Source organism: Yoonia sp. F2084L (assembly GCF_023015625.1).
GTDB lineage: Bacteria > Pseudomonadota > Alphaproteobacteria > Rhodobacterales > Rhodobacteraceae > Yoonia.
In genome coordinates, this window is record NZ_JALKAH010000001.1 from 243,710 (window position 1) to 262,219 (window position 18,510).

Here is an 18,510-nt window from a genome sequence, read left to right on the forward strand (position 1 = left end):
TTCCTAAGTAACTGTCTTTGTTAGAGGGTCCAGTCATCGCGGCCGCCGGCAAGATCGTAAGGCTGGCTGTTGCTGAAGACATGAGCATCGGACAAAGAGTATTGAACTGGTGTTTTGCTTCGTTAATCGTGAAAGGCGGCCCAGAACGGGCCACCTTCTACTTTGGGCAGCAGCCTTAGCCGCTTACAACCGAAAACTCGATCCGACGATTACGCTGTTTGTTTTCAACAGAATCGTTGGCAACAATTGGCACATCTTCACCGAAACCAATAGTATCAATGCGGTCTCCGTCAGCACCTGCCTCGACCAAATAGGCACGAACTGATCTGGCGCGGGCCTCTGAAAGAGATTGGTTAAGTGCCGCAGTGCCGTCTGAGTCAGTGTGACCATCAACCCTGATCGACAGTTCTGGGCAACGGTTCACAATTTCGACGATGCTATCAAGCAAAGGTGCGCTGCGGTCTTCGAGTGTGGCGCTGCTGCGTGCAAAGTAAATGTTATCCGTGCGTGACATGATCTCGAAACGACCTTTGCAGGCCTCAAGTGAGAAATCACCATCATCTTCCATCGCAACCGTTTCGGTTTCAGCCGTCCCCAACATGGCCGTAGACGCCGATAAATAGCTTTCGGCTGATTCAGCGCGATTGAACATAAAGTCAAAGGTCACTGTTGCCGAAGGAAGGATGCTAACCTTGGCCGCTTCCTCAAGCTTGGCAACACCGCCTTCAAGCGCAAAGTCTGCAACAGGAAGTGAAATCGGGGTGCGAGATGTGACAGATACCGTATCGTCATCAAGCAATGTGACGGCGATTTCCGCCTCGCGCTCCGAGGTGACGCCATGCAAATCAATAGTGTAAGGGGCCATCATGACCTTGCGACGCACATCACGTAGATCAGCAAGCTGGGCCGGGTCAATCTGCATTGTGATGACTGCTTCGGGGTATTGGAAAGTCTCAAAAAGCAAAAAGCGCATGCGCACGTTGCGCAAATCAATCGTCGTATCGACTGAGTCGAGCAGCACACGAACTGTCGCAAAACCGTTTTCGTCGATCGTGCCGTTATAAGTTCCAAAAGTGCTGGATTCGACCTTTGTTTCATTCTTCACAGACTGAAACCGCAGCGCGGACGCATCAGTGTTCATTGTCCATCCGGGGGCGAACACGTTCTCCTGAGAAAGGGCTTGTTGCGGCCCAACACAGATCAGACCGGCGATAAGGGCAGGCTTCCATCTTACGGAAGCGGCTTTCATAATAGTTAACACAGTTCTTCTCCAAACACTGTACTCAATTGCGTCGTCAGCCACACTCAGATTGCCCACCAGCCGACCGGATCAAAGGCCCTCGGTTACAGCGATGAGCGCTTTGTCTAGGTTTGGGGATAAGACACAAATACATCACAATTTGGACGAAAATGTGATGATTTTGACGTATACGCATTACACCGAAGAGCAATGAGGCCCAACGTTATGTCTTTATTTTGAACAGACATTGCGGTCGTAGAGATGCAGTTTTGGTTAGTGATAGGATAACAACATGTTTCGAACAATAATGTCGGTGAGTGCGATTGTGTTAACCACGACCATCGTATCGGCGCAGGAAAATTCGACACAAGAAGCGCTCGCTTGGGAAACCGTTAAGGAAAGCGATGCATCCGCAGATGTTTTTGGTTTTATTGAGCAGTATCCGAACGGCACGTTCATCAAAGAGGCACAGGCCCTTATGATTGACTTGCTTTGGGCGGAAATGGCAACGGCAAGCCCTGTGACAGACAGCGAGACCGCGGAACCTACTAGTCAAGATGTAGTGGCCGTAACCTTTAGTGACCCCTTGACGCAGGGCGCGCCCGAAATCGTGGGCAAATCGCTAGAAGAGCTGATCCAAGGAAGCCCGCTTTTCCCGCCGATTGAAGGTCTGCCCGAGGCCTTTTGGATCGCCGAAGAATGCTCGAGTTGCCATGAATGGCAGCAAGCCAACCTTTGTGATCAAGCCAATACTTACGTGACTGAAGCCGGGGCTGAGAATCTGACGAAACAGCACCCCTATGGCGGCACTTTCAAGCAGAACCTCCGCAGTTGGGCGATTGCTGGCTGCGAGTAAGCCTTTTGTCGCTGCAACCCATCACAATGTGATGGTGCTGCATCAGCACCGTCTTACTTGTGCACATGCGCCCGGCTAGAGCCGGGCGCAACGTGACACAACTGATGTTGATCATGCGAAAGCGAAACTTGGCCAGCTGGATATGGCCACACCATCAAATCGCAGGATCCAACGTCTACTCCCGGCCTGAAACGCTTTGCTGATAGCGGTCGAGTTCTTTTATCAAAGCCGCGCCAACTAGGGCGTTTTCACGCGCTGAGAACTCTGCTCAAACTGCGCCGAAGGGCATATTTTCTATGTCTTCTTTTGCCGTCAGTCTGGTCGTGACGTCCAAACTGTCTTCGGCCATCCTGAGTTGGGAAAGCGGCATCAGAAGCGCGCGCAGCAACGCCTTTTGCATATTGCGTGTGCCAATGGCCCACGCAGCGGTCCGGCTGATGGTGGCATCTAAGAAATCAAACCTAATATGGGTTCGCCCAAGCAAAGACGAAAGAATTTTGTTTTGTTTAGGGCTTCGTTTATACTTTGGGTTGCGTTGGGGTCTGATGAGTTCCTGAACATTTTTCCTGGTTTCGATTCCTTCGCCTAAACTGGGAGGAATAATATGACGAACACATCACATCATAAAGCTGGGTCTCTGCTGGCATCTGTTGTGGCTGGTACATTCATTTGTGCGAGTCCTGCAATCGCGCAGGGCGGGCCAAATACCACCAGCCTCACCCATAGTTTTGTTTTAACTGATCTGGATGATCCTTGGGACATGGCGTTCTTGTCCGATGGCACGATGTTCTTTACCGAAAAATGCAACGGGCTGTCGGTTCTGATGCCCTCTGGAGAGGTGAACGCGTTGCTGGGGATGACCGGCAGCGACGGGTATGCCAGCACCGCAGCTGATTTGTTCTGCGAAGGGCAGGCCGGGATGATGGGGGTTGCGATTGATCCGAACTTTGCTGAGAACCGCAGGATTTATGTCTACTCAACGTCAAACTTGTCCAGTCCTCAAACCAACCGGCTGATGCGGCTTGAGGTGAATGATGACTTCACCGATGTCGTCGAACGCACTGATATTGTTGACGATATCCCATACAAAGTGGCCGAGAGCGATCACCCCTTTGGTGGTCCCGGCGCGCATAATGGCGGCCGTGTAAGGTTCAACCCGGGAGACGGGTTTCTCTACCTGACCACAGGTGACAATCACAATGGCATCATTCCGCAAAGCCCTACAATGATGGGTAGCAAGGTGCTGCGCATAGATACCGATGGCAACGCAGCCCCAGACAATTCCCCACCTGAAGGTTTCGATCCACGCACGTACACCTATGGGCACCGCAACGTGCAGGGTATCGCATTCCACCCTGAAACAAACATAGCCATCGCTGCCGAGCATGGGCCCTGGCATTCGGATGAGATCACGGTGCTGGTCAATGGTGGTAACGCCGGCTGGGACCCTCGCCCGAACATGGCCGGTCGTGGTGACTGCCCTGATGATTATTGTGGGTACAGCCCCAACCAGATGGACGGCATGAACAGGTTTGAACGCGCAGCCTTCATGCCAATGACTGATCTTGAAACCTATCCGGATGCGATGCCACCGATCTGGAACAATAACGGCTGGTCGCAGGGCACATCATCGGCCGAGTTTCTGACTGGTGAACAGTGGGGTGACTGGGATGGTCACTTGGTTGTGGGGATTATGGGGATTGGTTTCGGCGGCACGCCCATTGGTCAACGAATTGACGTCTTTGAACTGTCCGAAGACGGCACGTCAGTAGTTGATGTCATGGAGATGACGTTGCCTATGGCGGCAGGCCGCTTCAGGTCTTTGGTACAGGGGCCGGACGGTAGCCTTTATGCCGCTGTAGATGAAGGCGAGATCCATAAGCTAGAACCATAATCAAGATAAATTGACAGACTTCGAGTCAATTAGCGCTGTTCCGTCTCTTTTGAGACGGGCGCGCCTGTCGTGCAGCGCCCGGACTCCAGAATGTCTGCCCGCTTCCAAGCACGTATGATCGGTTCGCCATCCATCTGTGAAAGTAACGCTTTGGTCATTTCAGCGTCATCGGCCAAGCACACGAAGAAAGTAAAGTTTTCGATGTTTCATTGACCTGGGTACTGGGCCAATACGTCTTCTATCCCGGCGCGCATTACCTCGGATTCAATGCGCGCGCGTTCAGCGAGTTCTTGAGTCGTTGCAGGCAGTGCAGCAAACTAAAAAGACGATGCCCAAAATGAGAATCATCAAATTGCGCATCGCCATCTCCTTCGACAGACCCAAGAGGTCTTTACTCTGCCGCTTGCATCGTAGTTTTTGACTCAAGTGGCGGCAGCGTCGAGCTTTCATCTTCCCAAATAAACTCAGGTGCTTTGATCCGCTTGGCCTGCCGTGCCAACGCCCAGTCGCGCGCTGCTTTGCTGCTGCGGCCCATGGACAGCTTGGCGAGAAGCTGAGCGAACCATTGGACGTAGGTCACAAACCAAACACGGATCGCCAACATGGATGGGGTGAACACCAGCGTCAACATCGTCGCGATCCCAAGGCCGAAGACGACGGCGGTCGCCAATTGCTTCCACCACAGCGCCGTTGGGCTGTCGATGGAATAGCCACCGTTCATGAAATCAAGGCTGAGGCCGAACATCATTGGCGCAAGTCCGGCCATTGTTGTGATGGTGGTCAGCAATACGGGGCGGATACGGGCCTCGGCTGTGCGTGTGATCGCCTCGGTCCGCGGCATGTATTTGCTGTATTCCTGATAAGTGTCGATCAGGATGATGTTGTTGTTCACCACGATCCCAGCCAGCGCCACGATCCCGGTCCCTGTCATGATGATCGAGAAGGGTTGATCCATCACCAGCATCCCAACCAGTGAACCGGCGGTGGACATGACCACGGCCATCAGAACGAGGATGGAGTTATAGATGCTGTTGAACTGTGCCAGCAGAATGATGAACATCAGCCCCAAGGCGCCAGCAAAGGCAGTTTGCAGGAAGGCACCTGACTCGGCTTGTTCTTCCTGATCACCGGTCCATTCCCACTCGATTGAAGCGGGCAGGGGATTGGTGCTGAGCCATTCGGTCAACACCGCGATGCGTTCGTTTGCATTCAGCGGTGCCTCGGACGTGTCGCCATCAGCGACTAACTCAGTCAGGCCGACGAACGTCGTTTCACCCAACAGAGTGACAACGTCGTAACGGTCCATGCCGACAGACTCTTCGTTAACGATCCGAACAACTGCGATGGGGTCGCCATCTACGGTCAGGTTGGTCAGCCCTGCTTCAACACCTGCCTTCACATCAAAATAGCGCTTCTGGTCGATCCGGTCGATTTGCGCCAGCTTTGGGACGGGGGTCCGGCTGATGAAGCTCGACAGTGGAATAAGACCAGAAGACGTGCGGACCTTCAGACTATCAAGCGTTGATAATACGCGGTCCTCTGCTGGCAGGCGCACACGAATGTCGATCTCATCATCGCTTGTTGCGGGGGTGAAACTGTCAAGGTAGATGCCCCGTGTCACCAATTGCACCATCGCGCCAACTGTTGCGACGTCCGCGCCGTAGCGGCCCGCTTTTTCAACATCGACGTCGATTTGCCAGTCAATGCCGGGCAAGGGCAGCGAATCTTCAATCGTGATCAGACCGGGGGTTTGTTCGAATTGTGCACGCGCGATGTTCGCCGCCTCGCGCAGCTCCTCAAAGTCATCGCTTTTGAGCCGCAGGTGCACAGGTTTACCAGAGGCGGGGCCGCGCGACTGTGCAAGGATTTCGGTTTGGATACCTGGGATTGTGTTCAGCTGCTCTTGAAGTTCGGCCAGCACAACATCACCGTCGAGTTCGGCAATACCTGCGCGATCTTCCCACGGGATCGTTTCCAGCTGCACTTGCCCGATGGTATCGCCAGGGGTGCTGGCACCGCTGGCGTCCGTGTTCAAACCACCGTCGCCCGCAAAGGAAAACGCTGTTATGACGCCGGGGTGTGCCAGCACGATGTCTTCGGCCTGCCGCACCAGATCATCTTTTTCCTGCAACGACAGGTTACCGCGTGCGCGCACATAGACGATGGCTTGTTCAGGTTCAGATTCGACGAAGAATTCAACCCCATTGTTGTTCGCGCCGTAGTAGCCAAAAATCGATATGACAGTGAAGACAACCGCACCGACGGTGACAAGCGGCATCACCGGGTTGCCTGCGATAAAGTGCATGACACGGCCAAAGGGCGTGCGGCGGTAGCCTGCCTTGATGGTCTTGACCTCGCGTTCGATTTTCGCCGCGCCAATGGTGATCGACAACAGGAATGCGCCGACAAGGAACAGCATCATACCGGGCAGGCTGTCACTTAGGCCAGCGGTTTGCACCGCTTCGCCGGTGAGGTAGCCGGGGTTGAGCGTCAGCATGGCCCCGGTGAAGACCACCATGATGGCCGGGAACACCAGCAAAGCTCGCACAAACCAAGGCAGACGCGCGCGCAGCCAGTCAGACGTGTTACCAAACAAGCGGCTCATCCGGCCTGTGACGCCGCCCATGACAGGTAGGTAAACAAGTGCGACGACCAGTGATGCAGACAGAACGAAGATCAGCGTCACTGGCAACATGCCCATGAATTGCCCCGGTACACCGGGCCAGAACAGCATGGGAAGGAAGGCACAAAGCGTGGTCGCTGTAGACGAAATGATCGGCCAGAACATCCGCTTGGCGGCCTCCACATAGGCGTGCATGGGTCCGGTGCCTTCTTTGATACGCTTATCCGCGTATTCGACCACGACGATGGCCCCGTCGACCAGCATACCGACCGCAAGGATCAGACCGAACATCACGATGTTTGAGATCGTTATTTCCATCACCGCAAGCAAGGCGAAGCATAACAGGAAAGAGGTCGGGATCGCAAAACCAACCAATAGCGCCGGGCGTGTGCCCAAGGTTGCCAAAACCACGATCATGACCAGCGCAATGGCCGTCAGGACAGACCCTTCCAACTGGCTGACCATGGAGGCCACGTTGCGCGATTGATCGTTGGACGTGCCGACTTGGATCGCGGATTGCAGCTCTGGCGACCAACTGGCGCGCTCTTCTTCGACGACCTCTTTCACCAAGGCGGCGGTGTCGATCAGGTTGAACCCTTTACGTTTGACGACCTGTAGCGCCACGGTATTTACGCCGTTGAAGCGCGCGGTGCCGAGGCGGTCTTCGAACGTCAGGCGGATGGTTGCCAAATCACCCAGTGTGATGACCCGGTCACCATTGGTTTTGACCGGTAGGTTGTAGACGTCTTGCGGTCCATCAAATGAAGACGGGATTTTGACGGCGAAAGTCCCTTGGGCGGTCTCGACTTCACCGGCTGCAATCAACAGGTTGTTGTTGGTCACAACCCCGATGAGTTCACCAGCGGTGACGTTGTAAGCCTCCAGGCGCAGCGGGTCGATGACGACCTCAAGCATCTCGTCACGCTGCCCGGCAAGGCCCGCTTCAAGAACCGCATCAAGCCCTTCAATCCGGTCTTGAAGGTCTTTGGCCACACGCAACAACGTGCGTTCAGGCACTTGGCCTGTCAGGTTCACGATAACGATGGGGAACTCGGAAAAGTTAATCTCGTTGATAGAATACTGGTCCGCACCGCCGGGAAACTGGGCCTCGGCGTTGTTCATTGCAGAGCGGATATCAGCAAGGATTTTGGTCTTGTCCCACCCAAATTCGAATTCAAGCGCCACACCAGCATAGCCCTCGGCGGCGGTAGCCGACATCGTTTTCAGACCATCAAGGTCGGATAGTTCCGTTTCCATCGGCTTGACGAGAAGGGTTTCACTGTCCTCGGCTGAAATACCGGGGAAGGGGACAGATACAAAGATCGCCGGGATTTCGATGTCCGGCTCGCCCTCTTTGGGTAAGCCGACATAGGCCATACCCCCCGCCAGAAGCGAGAGACCAATAAAGGCAAGAACCATGCGGGCACGCGAAGCGGCCCAGTCAACTAATCCTGTCATCCTTTGGCTTCCGTAAATGTGGGCGCGACCTGCACGCCGTCCACGACAAATTCTTGTCCGACCGTAATGATATCAATTGTTTCAGGCAGATCCGTGACCCAAACACCTTCAGCGGTGTCGCGCAGCAGCGTCACTGGCATGAAGGTTGCGATATTGCCTTCGCCAACGGTGCGCACGCCCAAGACGCCACCATCATCGAGCGTCAGCGAGGACTGCGCGATCAGATGTGCAGTGCGTCCGTCCGAGGCGATCAGGATTTCGGCGGTCTGTCCGTCGCTGATGGCAAGGTCGTCGTTGGCCACGGTGACCTCAACGCGGAAGGTGCGGGTCAACTCATCGGCGCTGCGCGACAGGAACGTCACACGGCCTTGCACCTGTTCGCCGCTGGTCAGGCGTGCACCGGCCATCGCACCGACGTTGACTTTGGACACGTCAGCCTCTGGGACAAATCCTACCAGCTTGATTTCGTTCAGCTGAATGATCGTGGCACAGGGCGTGCCGGGCTGCATCAGCGAGCCAAGCTCGGCAGTGTCAGTTTCCAGCAGACCAGAGAAAGGGGCGGTGATCGCCAGTTTGTCAATTTCGCGCTCGGCCGAGGCGACAGCGGCTTGTGCGGCTTGGATCCCTGCTTGTGCAGAGGTCACACCGGAATTGGCACGCTGTACCCCTGCGGTTGCGGCCTCCATAGACGCCTGCGCGCTGACAAGACGGGTTTCAGATGCGAAACCGTCTTCTGACAATTGGCGTGCTGCATTCAGATTAATCTCGGCTTCGCGGACGCGTGCGCTGGCCTCCAACACGCTGGCTTGTGCTTCTGGCACACGGCCCTCGGCCTCGGCCAGCCTTGCGCGGGCTTCGGCTAACGATGCTTCGCGGGTGCCGGGATCAAGGCGGCAGAGCATTTCGCCTTCATTGATAAATGCGCCCTTGCGCCGGGGTTCTGAGACGACGAGGCCGGATGTTTCCGATGCAACGGTCACTTGGCGCGCCGCTTCCGTGCGACCGCGCAGGATAACCGCGCTGTCAATGGTTTGGGCGACAGAGTGCATTGCGACAACGCCAACAACAGATTCGCCCTGCGCGCGGGTTGTATCCTCAGCGTTTTGGTCCGTTTCGACGGACTGCTCAGTCACCGGTGTACCTTGAGCAAAGCCAAGCAGGCGGTCACGCTCAAAAACGACCAGATATAGGCCTGCAAGCACCAAAACCGCAGTTATCAACGGAATGATTTTCATAATGTCGTCCCTTAAACCCAATGCCGCGCGGCAATAGCTGTTGTTTTTGATCTGATGTTCCTACGTCGCTGTTTGGCGCGCAGATCATATTTTTGTACTAAACCATTCAGTTCACTTTATACTGAAGTTGCCCTTGCGACAAGCGCACTTTTACGTGTGATACGCGGGTTTCGGTTGCGCATTTCCGGTCCGCCTCTTGTTCATTGCCGCAGCTTCACGATATGTACCCGCAAACACGTATTCACATCTGCCAAAAATTGGGGACCAAGGTGAGCGATAGCGACAGTTTTATCAGTGAAGTCACCGAAGAGGTCCGCCGCGAAAAGCTGTATGGCTATTTGCGGCGCTATGGTTGGGTTGCCGTTGCCGCCGTGCTTTTGCTGGTAGGCGGTGCGGCCTGGAATGAGTATCGCAATGTGAAGGATCGCAATGCCGCACAGGCGACGGGCGATGCCTTGCTGGCCGCGTTGGATGAAACGGATCCCGGCGCGCGGGCCGCGGCGATGGCCACCGTCGAGGCCGATGGTAGTGCTGCTGCGGTAACACTGCTTTTACGTGCCGCGATGGAGGAAGAAGCCGGTGAAATCGCAGCCGCGAGTGCCACATTGAACACCGTTGCTGTGAACCCAGACGTGCCTGACATGTACCGCGATATCGCGGCGTTCAAGGCGGCCATGTTGCCATCGGATGATACGACCGCCCGCAGGTCAGCGCTCGAGGCGCTGTCCCAGCCCGGGCAGCCCTTCCGATTGCTGGCGCTTGAGCAGATCGCCTATATGACGCTTGAGGCTGGTGACACCGACGGTGCGATTGCCGTCATGCGCCAGATTGAAGAAGACGCTGGCGTGACCCGCGGGTTGCGCGAGCGTGTGCAGACGCTCATGGTGGCACTTGGCGAGCCGCTGCCCGCACCAGTGACCGAGTAAAGCGCAGATTGGACCCGGACCCGTGACTGTAAGAGTAAGCATCGCAGCCGCCCTGAGCCTTGTTATCCTGGCTGCTTGTGGCGATACCGACGTGATCCTGCCCGGTGAGCGGTTCGACATTCGTGCGCAAACCGCCTTTGCCAATCAGGTGCTGCCGATTGAATTGCCAACAGCGCAGACCAACGCGGACTGGGGGCATCGCAACGGTAGCCCCAGCCACAATATCACCCATCCTGCACTGGGCCCTGAGTTAAGCCCGGTTTTTGTTGCCGACATAGGCGAAGGTGACAGCAGGCGCGCCCGTATTACGTCACATCCCGTTGTGGCCAATGGCGTGATCTATACCGTAGATGCCCGCGCGACTGTGACGGCAACAACGGTCGATGGTGCGAACCTTTGGACCCGTGATTTGACGCCACGTCGCGACAATGCAGGCGATGCCTCAGGCGGGGGCATCTCTGTCGGGGGTGGGCAGGTTTATGTCACCACTGGCTTTGGCGAGATTACAGCGCTTGACGCGGCCACCGGTGCGGTGGCCTGGGTGCAGGACCTTGACGCGCCCGCAAATGCAGCCCCCACTTTGGCAGGTGATCTGGTCTATGTGGTTGGGCGCGACAGCACTGCTTGGGCGCTTGAAACAACAAACGGTCGTGTGCGCTGGCAAAAGTCCGGCGCGCCGTCCACTGCGAATTTTGCAGGCGGAGCATCCCCGGCTGTCAGCGGTGAGTTTGTCGTCTTTCCATTTTCGTCGGGTGAGGTGCTGGCCACCTATCCTCGTGGCGGTCTGACCCGTTGGTCCACTGTCGTATCAGGCGATCGCGTCGGTATTGCCGCGGGTGTGCTGGACGATATCGCCGGTGACCCGGTGATTGCAGGTGATCGCGTTTACGTCGGCAACTTCAGCGGGCGCACTGTTGCGATTAATCTGGCCGACGGATCGCGCGCTTGGACCGCAACAGAAGGGGCGATCAGCCCGGTCTGGCCTGTCGGCAACGCGGTTTTCCTGATCAACGACATCAATGAACTGGTCCGCCTCGATGCAACGACCGGCAATCCTGTTTGGCGCACTGCTTTGCCAACCTTTGAAGACAACACCCGAACCCGCCGTCAGAAAAGCATCTTTGCGCATTACGGCCCTGTGCTGGCGGGTGGTCGTCTGATCGTCACGTCTTCTGACGGCCTGATCCGCCAATTCGATCCGACCTCTGGCGCGCTGTTGGGGCAGGTTGACCTGCCCGGTGGTGCCGCCTCTGGTCCCGTTGTGGCCAATCAGACCCTTTACGTTCTGACTAAAACAGGGCAATTGCACGCTTTCCGTTGATCGCGCACCGGTGGTGTGACGCGGTTCGGCCCGAAAGGTACGTATAAGATGAGCTTTACCCTTGCCATTGTGGGGCGTCCGAATGTGGGCAAATCCACTTTGTTCAACCGCTTGGTTGGCAAGAAACTGGCCTTGGTTGATGATCAGCCGGGGGTGACGCGTGACTTGCGTGAAGGTGAAGGGCGCATTGCCGACCTGCGTTTTACGGTGATTGATAGCGCAGGTTTGGAAGAAGCAACCGACGACAGTTTGCAGGGGCGTATGCGCCGTTTGACCGAACGCGCAGTTGAGATGGCCGATGTGTGCTTGTTCATGATCGACGCACGGGCAGGGGTGCTGCCCGCGGATGAGGTCTTTGCCGATATCCTGCGCAAGAAGAACGCCAATGTGATCTTGGCGGCGAACAAAGGCGAAGGCAAAGCAGCCGATGCCACGATCCTTGAGGCTTATGCCTTGGGTCTGGGCGAGCCGATCCGTATCTCTGCCGAACATGGCGAAGGCATGGGTGAATTGATGGATGTTCTGCGCCCGATTTCCGAAGCGCATGCCGAACAGGCTGCGGCCAATGCGCCTGAGGTCGACATTGATGTTGGTGAAGATGACGAAGATGCCCCGCGCGTGCCAACCCGTGCCAAGCCCTTGCAGATCGCTGTTGTAGGGCGCCCGAATGCGGGGAAGTCCACACTTATCAACAAGATCATTGGTGAAGAACGTTTGCTCACCGGCCCAGAAGCTGGGATCACCCGCGATGCGATTTCGGTTCAGCAGGACTGGGACGGCGTGCCGATGCGTATCTTTGACACCGCAGGTATGCGCAAGAAAGCCAAGGTACAGGAGAAGCTAGAGAAGCTGTCGGTTTCTGATGGCTTACGCGCGGTGAAATTCGCCGAAGTCGTTGTTGTTTTACTTGATGTAGAAATTCCGTTTGAACAGCAGGACTTGCGGATTGCCGATTTGGCCGAGCGTGAGGGTCGTGCCGTCGTTGTCGCCGTCAACAAGTGGGACGTTGAGGACGAAAAGCAAAGCAAGCTGAAAGAGTTGCGCCAGGATTTTGAGCGATTGTTACCCCAGCTGCGTGGCGCGCCTTTGGTGACGGTCTCTGCCAAGACGGGCAAAGGACTGGACCGTTTGCAGCAAGCCATCATGCGCGCGCATGAAGTATGGAACCGCCGCATCTCAACCGCGAACTTGAATCGTTGGCTGACGGGAATGCTGGAGCAGCACCCGCCGCCTGCACCCGGAGGCAAGCGCATCAAGATGCGTTACATGACCCAAGTGAAGACGCGCCCACCTGCGTTTGTGGTGATGACATCCCATCCTGACATGATGCCTGAAAGCTATAAACGTTATCTTGTCAACGGGTTACGCGTCGACTTTGATATGCCGGGCACGCCGATCAGGCTGTTCCTGCGCGATCAGGGTGACAAAAATCCTTACAAGGATAAAAAGTCCTCGCAACCCTCGCGCCTGTCAAAGCACCTTAAGAAGGGACCGAGCGACCGTTAGCGCGCATCGTTGCGATCAACGCAAGCAAGGTCAGTACTCCTGCGCCTGCCAGAGCCGAGACTGTCCAGGTTTGCACACCATTTGCGACAATGATCCCGATCAAAGCCCAGATCACCGTCAACCCATAGGCGGGGGCTGCGGTGCGTAGCAAAACAGGACCCGCCACGATCAATGCCCCGACGATACCGATATAGGCCCAGCCCAATGCGCCTGTCGCGATGCCATAACCTGCGGCTGTACTGCCCAGTGACACAAATGACGCCGCCGTCAGCCAACCTGCGTAGATGCCAACGGGCACTTTGAACAGCCAGATGTCGCGCTTGGGTGCGCGCATCAGCGACCAAATCGCGGTTGCCGCCATCACAAAGATCAGGACGGTCGCCCAGACAGCGCTTGCATTGGCCACGGCAAGCCATGTCGTTCCAACCGCAAGGCTAGCGATTAAGGGCTTGCGGGCGCTGTCCCAGCCCGTGTCTTTGGCGCGTTTAATCATGCCAAATACCGCTGAAACCACTAACCACCCATATATGAGCCCCCAGATCGCAAAAGCATATCCTTCGGGCTGAATTGGAGGCTCAATCTGCGGAATGGGCAATTGGTCCGCCCGAAAGCCGCTAAAGGGGCTGGTCAGCGCAGGAGAGATGACAAAACTTGCCGTGAAGACAAGGGTGAGGATCGCGTAAATCTGTTTCATGCTTGTGAACATAGCTTGCTGCGCGTCAGTTCCATCAAAAGGTGGGGAAAAGCAGACTTGATCGACAGCTGACGTTACGGCAACATTTGCGTATTCAAAGTAAAGGTTATTGGTATGAAACGGATTATTATTCTCTGCGATGGCACGTGGAATTCCCCGACCATCACAACGCCGACCAATGTGGTCAGACTACGCGATGCCTGCATAAATGACGAAAACAGGCAAGTGGTCAGATACCTTGAAGGTGTGGGTGTCAATAAATACGCCAACCTACTCAAACGCTATATCCATAAGATCGGCGGCGGTGCCTTCGGCTGGGGCCTGGGGCGTAATGTCAGGCTCGCTTATCAGCAACTTTGTCTGCACTACGAACCCGGGGACCAGATTTACATCTTCGGCTTTTCGCGCGGCGCTTATACGGCAAGGTCGCTCGGTGGGATGATCAGGAAATGCGGGATTATCCCCAAGGAGCGGGTCAAAAGCGCGTTCACGCTGAACCGTGCTTGGCGGCTCTACAAGCGCAAGGGCGAATACCTGGATAAAGGGCCGCTATGGACACAACGCAAGGCACTTTCCCCGCATATCGCAACGTCAGAGGATGACTGGAAAGCGCGGGGCGAAGAAGGCACGATTGTCGACATCCACTTTATGGGCATCTGGGACACGGTTGGCGCAAAAGGGTTGCCGATAAAGCTGCTTGGCCCGGTCGCAAAGCTGTGGAACCGACGCTATCAGTTTTATGATATGAAGCTGTCGTCGATGGTGCGTCACGCCTATCATGCGATGGCATTGGATGAACAACGGCTACTCTACGAGCCGACGCCATGGGCAAACCTTGATACGTTGAACGACGGCCGGACAGACCCGGATCGCCCTTATCAGCAGCTTTGGTTCATCGGAAACCACGGCATTGTCGGCGGTAGCAACCGCAACCGCCAGCTTGTCGCCTATCCGTTAGAGTGGATTGTCAGCAAAGCGGTTGCGGCGGGGCTTGAACTTGATCCCCGCGCTATTTTACCAGACACGCCGGGTCGCGTTGATGTCATGTCCAACGATGTCCGGCAACGGTCCGGGCCTTTGAATGCTTGGCGCGTGGGGCCGACCAACCCGGATGACTACCATTGGAGCGTGGCGGCCAGAATGCGGGCACTTGGGGCGCATTACAGTCCGGGCGGGGCAATGCATATCCGCACCGCCCTGCTTAGTTTGCCGGACCCTGCTACGCCAGAACCCCTTCGGGCGTGATGCGCGTTTTACCACGCAGGTGAGGGTGCAATGCGGCGGGCAGGTCAACCGACCCGTCCGCTTGCTGCCCGTTTTCGACCACGGCGATGAGCGTGCGACCAACAGCCAGACCTGATCCGTTCAGCGTGTGCACAAACTGCGGCTTGCCGCCACCTTCGGGCTTGTAGCGGGCGTTCATGCGCCGCGCTTGATAGTCGCCCGCGACTGAGACAGAACTGATTTCGCGATACGCGTTCTGGCCGGGCAGCCAGACCTCGATATCGTGCGTTTTGCGCATGCCCGCGCCCAGATCACCGGTGCACAGCACCACGGTGCGATAGGGCAACTCCAGCTTTTCAAGGATAGCCTGAGCGCAGCCTGTCATGCGGTCATGTTCAGCGGCGCTGTCTTCTGGCCTGGTAATGCTAACCATCTCGACCTTTTCGAATTGGTGCTGGCGCAGCATGCCGGAGGTGTCACGCCCTGCCGATCCGGCCTCGGACCGGAAGCATTGTGTGTGGGCCACATAGCGGCGGGGCAGATAGCTTTCGTCAATTGTCACGCCATTGACGATGTTGGTCAGGGTGACTTCGGCCGTGGGGATCAACCACCAGCCATTTGTGGTTTGATAGCTGTCCTCACCAAACTTGGGCAGTTGGCCGGTGCCATACATCATTTCCTCGCGCACCAGCACGGGGGTGATGGTTTCCGTCAGCCCATGCTCTTCAACATGCACATCAAGCATGAATTGCGACAGCGCGCGATGCAGGCGGGCGACAGCACCGGACAGCAACACAAAGCGGCTGCCCGATAGTTTGGCGGCGGTTTCAAAATCCATGCCGGGCCGGATGGCTGCGATTTCAAAATGCTCCACCGGGTCGAAGTCAAAGTTGCGCGGGCTGCCGTGGCGGTGGATTTCAACGTTATCATCCTCGTCATCACCATCCGGGATGCTGTCATCCGGCAGGTTTGGGATACCCATCAGCAGATCGGTCAGCGCCGCGTCTTCGGACTTGGCCTCATCGTTCAGCGCGGCGATCTGTGCTTTCTTTTCACCAACCAAGGCGCGCAGCCGCTCAAATTCGGCCTCATCACCGCGCCCTTTGGCTGCGCCGACTTCTTTGGCGGCTTTGTTGGCCTCTGCTTGCGCTGTTTCCGCAGCTAAGATCTTGGCGCGGCGTGCTTCATCCATAGCCAGAATCTGGGACGACACTGGCGCAATCCCACGACGAGACAATGCCGCATCAAAAGCGGCGGGGTTGTCACGGATTGTGCGAATGTCATGCATGGCATCGGTCCTTTTGAGGTGTTTGCGTGCGCGTCATATGCCCGATTGCGGGGGCCAAGTGAACTGCGAATTTCGCGGCAGCAGTTTGCGTCGCATGAGGCCAGTTTGGTGCAAATGGCTTAACCGCGATTGCTTTCCCTCCACGCGCGCCCCATATGGCATGAAAGGCTGCTTCAATGCGGCCCAATCGCGGTTGCCAATCATGGGTGGCGGACATAATGTGCCGCGAGTTTCCAAGGCGTAAACGCCACACGACCAAAAGGGATGGAATATGAGAGCCGAAGACCTAATCATGCTGCTACTGATCTTTGCGATCATGTATTTCCTGTTGATCCGGCCACAGCAGAAAAAGCTGAAACAACATGCCACGATGTTGGAAGGTCTGCGCCGGGGTGATCAGATCATCACCCAAGGCGGCATTGTCGGCAAAATCGTCAAGGTCAAAGAAGACGACAGCAACGAGGTTGAGGTTGAGATTGCCAAGGGCGTTAACGTCCGCGTGGTCAAATCGACCATCGCCACCGTGATGAACAAGACCGAACCGGCTAAAACCTAACACTTCGCCGATGAGGCACGCTGAATGCTGAATATTTCGTTCCCCAAACTTGTGATGATCTGGCTGACGGTCATCGTTGGTTTGACCTTTGCGATGCCCAATGGCTTTTACAGTCGGGTCGAGACGCATAATGACGCGATGGCGATCATTGAAACCGGCATGACAAACGCAGAGCTTGAAGCTGATGCGGCTGAGTGGCCAAGTTTCCTGCCTTCCAGCCTTGTCAACCTTGGCCTTGATCTGCGCGGCGGTGCGCATTTGCTGGTCGAAGTGCAGGTTGAGGATGTGCATGCGTCGTTCCTTGAAGGGTTCTGGCCATCGGTGCGTGATGCGCTGGCTGCGGAACGCGATACGGTAGGGTTCGTCACCCGCGAGGACAACGGCCCGCCCACAGAATTGCGCGTGCGTATTTCGCAAGCCGAGGGTGCGACCCGCGCGTTTGAGATCGTGCGCGGTCTTGCGTCCCCTGTTGCATCCTTCACCGGTGCGGCAGCCACAAACATTGATGTACGCATCAACGGCCCGATCCTGACGATCACGCTGAGTGAGGCCGAAATGGCCGCGATGGATGAGCGCACGATCCTGCAAACACTTGAGATTATCCGCCGCCGGATTGATGAGGTCGGCACCCGCGAGCCAACCATCCAGCGCCAAGGGTCTGATCGTATTCTGGTACAGGTGCCGGGTGTCGGGTCTGCGAATGAGATTATTGAGCTGTTGGGGACGACGGCGCAGCTGACCTTTAATCCTGTCGTGAGCCCAACGACTGATCCCGATGCTACTCCGGGGACCGGCAACATTATCCTGCCGTCTTTGGATACGCCGGGGCAGTTCTACATTGTCCAGCGTCGTCCTGTTGTGACCGGTGAAGACCTCGAAAATGCGCAACTTGATTTCGACCAGAACGGGCGACCTGCGGTTGCCTTCCGCTTCAACACCTCAGCGGCGCGTGAATTTGGTGACTATACGCTGGAAAACATCGGCAACCCTTTTGCGATTGTGCTGGATAACGAAGTCATCTCGGCCCCGACGATCCAAAGCCATATTCCGGGTGGGTCGGGCATTATCACCGGCAACTTTACAGTTGAGGAAGCGACGAACCTTGCTGTGCTGTTGCGCGCGGGTGCGCTGCCTGCCGAACTGACGTTCCTTGAAGAACGCACCGTCGGCGCAGAGTTGGGTGAGGACAGTATCGCCGCCGGGCAGATTGCCTGTATCGTGGCGGGCATTGCGATCCTTGTTTACATGGTGCTGAGTTATGGTTTGTTCGGGCTCTTCGCCAATATCGCCTTGGTGATCAACGTCGGTCTGATCTTTGGCCTGCTGAGTATTGTGGGGGCCACGCTGACGCTACCCGGTATCGCAGGGATCGTCCTGACCATCGGTATGGCCGTGGATGCGAATGTGATTGTGTTTGAGCGGATACGCGAAGAACTCAAAACTGCCAAAGGCCCCGCGAGGGCGATTGAGTTGGGCTATGAAAAGGCGCTGTCGTCGATCATTGACGCCAACATCACCACATTCATTACGGCGGTAATCCTGTTCACGATGGGCTCTGGCCCGGTCAGTGGCTTTGCCGTCACCTTGGGATTTGGCATCATCACATCCGTTTTCACTGCGATTTTCGTCACCCGGTCACTCATCGTGATCTGGTTCTCGCGCACCCGCCCCAAGACAATCGAGGTTTGA

The 18,510-nt window shown here is 56.3% G+C and carries 15 protein-coding genes; 8 read left to right on the forward strand and 7 right to left on the reverse strand.

The window, feature by feature from the left end; translation table 11 throughout:
- Positions 1–175 precede the first annotated feature (175 nt).
- The gene (locus tag MWU60_RS01100; protein ID WP_247225201.1) at positions 176–1,141 is read right to left on the reverse strand and encodes an OmpA family protein; all 966 of its coding nucleotides are present in this window, start codon (positions 1,139–1,141) and stop codon (positions 176–178) included.
- Positions 1,142–1,532: 391 nt separating this feature from the next.
- Here MWU60_RS01100 and MWU60_RS01105 point away from each other — a divergent pair, with 391 nt between their 5' ends.
- The gene (locus MWU60_RS01105; RefSeq protein WP_247225202.1) at positions 1,533–2,096 is read left to right on the forward strand and encodes a hypothetical protein; all 564 of its coding nucleotides are present in this window, start codon (positions 1,533–1,535) and stop codon (positions 2,094–2,096) included.
- 268 nt (positions 2,097–2,364) lie between these two features.
- On the opposite strand, the gene MWU60_RS01110 is transcribed toward MWU60_RS01105, so the two are convergent.
- The gene (locus MWU60_RS01110; RefSeq protein WP_247225203.1) at positions 2,365–2,580 is read right to left on the reverse strand and encodes an L-rhamnose isomerase; all 216 of its coding nucleotides are present in this window, start codon (positions 2,578–2,580) and stop codon (positions 2,365–2,367) included.
- Positions 2,581–2,700: 120 nt separating this feature from the next.
- On the opposite strand from MWU60_RS01110, the gene MWU60_RS01115 reads away from it, so the two are divergent.
- Complete coding sequence (locus MWU60_RS01115) at positions 2,701–3,990, forward strand: PQQ-dependent sugar dehydrogenase (protein WP_247225204.1); 1,290 nt, start codon at positions 2,701–2,703, stop codon at positions 3,988–3,990.
- Positions 3,991–4,019: 29 nt separating this feature from the next.
- On the opposite strand, the gene MWU60_RS01120 is transcribed toward MWU60_RS01115, so the two are convergent.
- The 3 genes from MWU60_RS01120 to MWU60_RS01130 all read right to left on the reverse strand — a co-directional run bounded on the left by MWU60_RS01120 (position 4,020) and on the right by MWU60_RS01130 (position 9,306).
- Complete coding sequence (locus tag MWU60_RS01120; RefSeq protein WP_247225205.1) at positions 4,020–4,166, reverse strand: hypothetical protein; 147 nt, start codon at positions 4,164–4,166, stop codon at positions 4,020–4,022.
- Positions 4,167–4,381: 215 nt separating this feature from the next.
- A complete protein-coding gene (locus MWU60_RS01125) occupies positions 4,382–8,071 on the reverse strand; it encodes an efflux RND transporter permease subunit (protein ID WP_247225206.1) in 3,690 nt (1,229 codons plus the stop codon).
- The gene (locus MWU60_RS01130) at positions 8,068–9,306 is read right to left on the reverse strand and encodes an efflux RND transporter periplasmic adaptor subunit (protein WP_247225207.1); all 1,239 of its coding nucleotides are present in this window, start codon (positions 9,304–9,306) and stop codon (positions 8,068–8,070) included. Before MWU60_RS01130 ends, MWU60_RS01125 begins: the two co-directional genes overlap by 4 nt.
- Before the next feature lie 269 nt (positions 9,307–9,575).
- Here MWU60_RS01130 and MWU60_RS01135 point away from each other — a divergent pair, with 269 nt between their 5' ends.
- The 3 genes from MWU60_RS01135 to der are packed head-to-tail and all read left to right on the forward strand — an operon-like array spanning position 9,576 to position 13,059.
- The gene (locus MWU60_RS01135; protein WP_247225208.1) at positions 9,576–10,232 is read left to right on the forward strand and encodes a tetratricopeptide repeat protein; all 657 of its coding nucleotides are present in this window, start codon (positions 9,576–9,578) and stop codon (positions 10,230–10,232) included.
- 22 nt (positions 10,233–10,254) lie between these two features.
- On the forward strand, positions 10,255–11,553 hold the full coding sequence (locus MWU60_RS01140) for a PQQ-like beta-propeller repeat protein (RefSeq protein ID WP_247225209.1): 1,299 nt from the start codon (positions 10,255–10,257) through the stop codon (positions 11,551–11,553).
- A 48-nt stretch (positions 11,554–11,601) separates the two neighbouring features.
- Entirely contained in the window at positions 11,602–13,059 is a 1,458-nt protein-coding gene (gene der / locus MWU60_RS01145) for a ribosome biogenesis GTPase Der (RefSeq protein ID WP_247225210.1), read from the forward strand.
- On the opposite strand, the gene MWU60_RS01150 is transcribed toward der, so the two are convergent.
- The gene (locus MWU60_RS01150; protein WP_247225211.1) at positions 13,034–13,753 is read right to left on the reverse strand and encodes a hypothetical protein; all 720 of its coding nucleotides are present in this window, start codon (positions 13,751–13,753) and stop codon (positions 13,034–13,036) included. The two genes, der and MWU60_RS01150, sit on opposite strands and share 26 nt — an antisense overlap.
- A gap of 114 nt (positions 13,754–13,867) precedes the next feature.
- On the opposite strand from MWU60_RS01150, the gene MWU60_RS01155 reads away from it, so the two are divergent.
- Positions 13,868–14,998 (forward strand): DUF2235 domain-containing protein, encoded by a 1,131-nt coding sequence (locus MWU60_RS01155; RefSeq protein WP_247225212.1) that lies wholly within the window; start codon positions 13,868–13,870, stop codon positions 14,996–14,998.
- On the opposite strand, the gene serS is transcribed toward MWU60_RS01155, so the two are convergent.
- A complete protein-coding gene (gene serS, locus MWU60_RS01160; protein ID WP_247225213.1) occupies positions 14,973–16,265 on the reverse strand; it encodes a serine--tRNA ligase in 1,293 nt (430 codons plus the stop codon). The genes MWU60_RS01155 and serS overlap by 26 nt on opposite strands.
- 271 nt (positions 16,266–16,536) lie before the next feature.
- On the opposite strand from serS, the gene yajC reads away from it, so the two are divergent.
- On the forward strand, positions 16,537–16,821 hold the full coding sequence (yajC, locus tag MWU60_RS01165; protein ID WP_247225214.1) for a preprotein translocase subunit YajC: 285 nt from the start codon (positions 16,537–16,539) through the stop codon (positions 16,819–16,821).
- Between the two features lie 24 nt (positions 16,822–16,845).
- On the forward strand, positions 16,846–18,510 hold the full coding sequence (gene secD, locus MWU60_RS01170) for a protein translocase subunit SecD (RefSeq protein WP_247225215.1): 1,665 nt from the start codon (positions 16,846–16,848) through the stop codon (positions 18,508–18,510).

What these genes read in the sequence shown, in the direction of transcription:
- MWU60_RS01100 (WP_247225201.1), bottom strand. Translation starts at nt 1,141, where the DNA reads ATGAACACTGATGCGTCCGCGCTGCGGTTTCAGTCTGTGAAGAATGAA.
- MWU60_RS01105 (WP_247225202.1), top strand. Translation starts at nt 1,533, where the DNA reads ATGTTTCGAACAATAATGTCGGTGAGTGCGATTGTGTTAACCACGACC.
- MWU60_RS01115 (WP_247225204.1), top strand. Translation starts at nt 2,701, where the DNA reads ATGACGAACACATCACATCATAAAGCTGGGTCTCTGCTGGCATCTGTT.
- MWU60_RS01125 (WP_247225206.1), bottom strand. Translation starts at nt 8,071, where the DNA reads ATGACAGGATTAGTTGACTGGGCCGCTTCGCGTGCCCGCATGGTTCTT.
- MWU60_RS01130 (WP_247225207.1), bottom strand. Translation starts at nt 9,306, where the DNA reads ATGAAAATCATTCCGTTGATAACTGCGGTTTTGGTGCTTGCAGGCCTA.
- der (WP_247225210.1), top strand. Translation starts at nt 11,602, where the DNA reads ATGAGCTTTACCCTTGCCATTGTGGGGCGTCCGAATGTGGGCAAATCC.
- MWU60_RS01150 (WP_247225211.1), bottom strand. Translation starts at nt 13,753, where the DNA reads ATGAAACAGATTTACGCGATCCTCACCCTTGTCTTCACGGCAAGTTTT.
- MWU60_RS01155 (WP_247225212.1), top strand. Translation starts at nt 13,868, where the DNA reads ATGAAACGGATTATTATTCTCTGCGATGGCACGTGGAATTCCCCGACC.
- serS (WP_247225213.1), bottom strand. Translation starts at nt 16,265, where the DNA reads ATGCATGACATTCGCACAATCCGTGACAACCCCGCCGCTTTTGATGCG.
- yajC (WP_247225214.1), top strand. Translation starts at nt 16,537, where the DNA reads ATGAGAGCCGAAGACCTAATCATGCTGCTACTGATCTTTGCGATCATG.
- secD (WP_247225215.1), top strand. Translation starts at nt 16,846, where the DNA reads ATGCTGAATATTTCGTTCCCCAAACTTGTGATGATCTGGCTGACGGTC.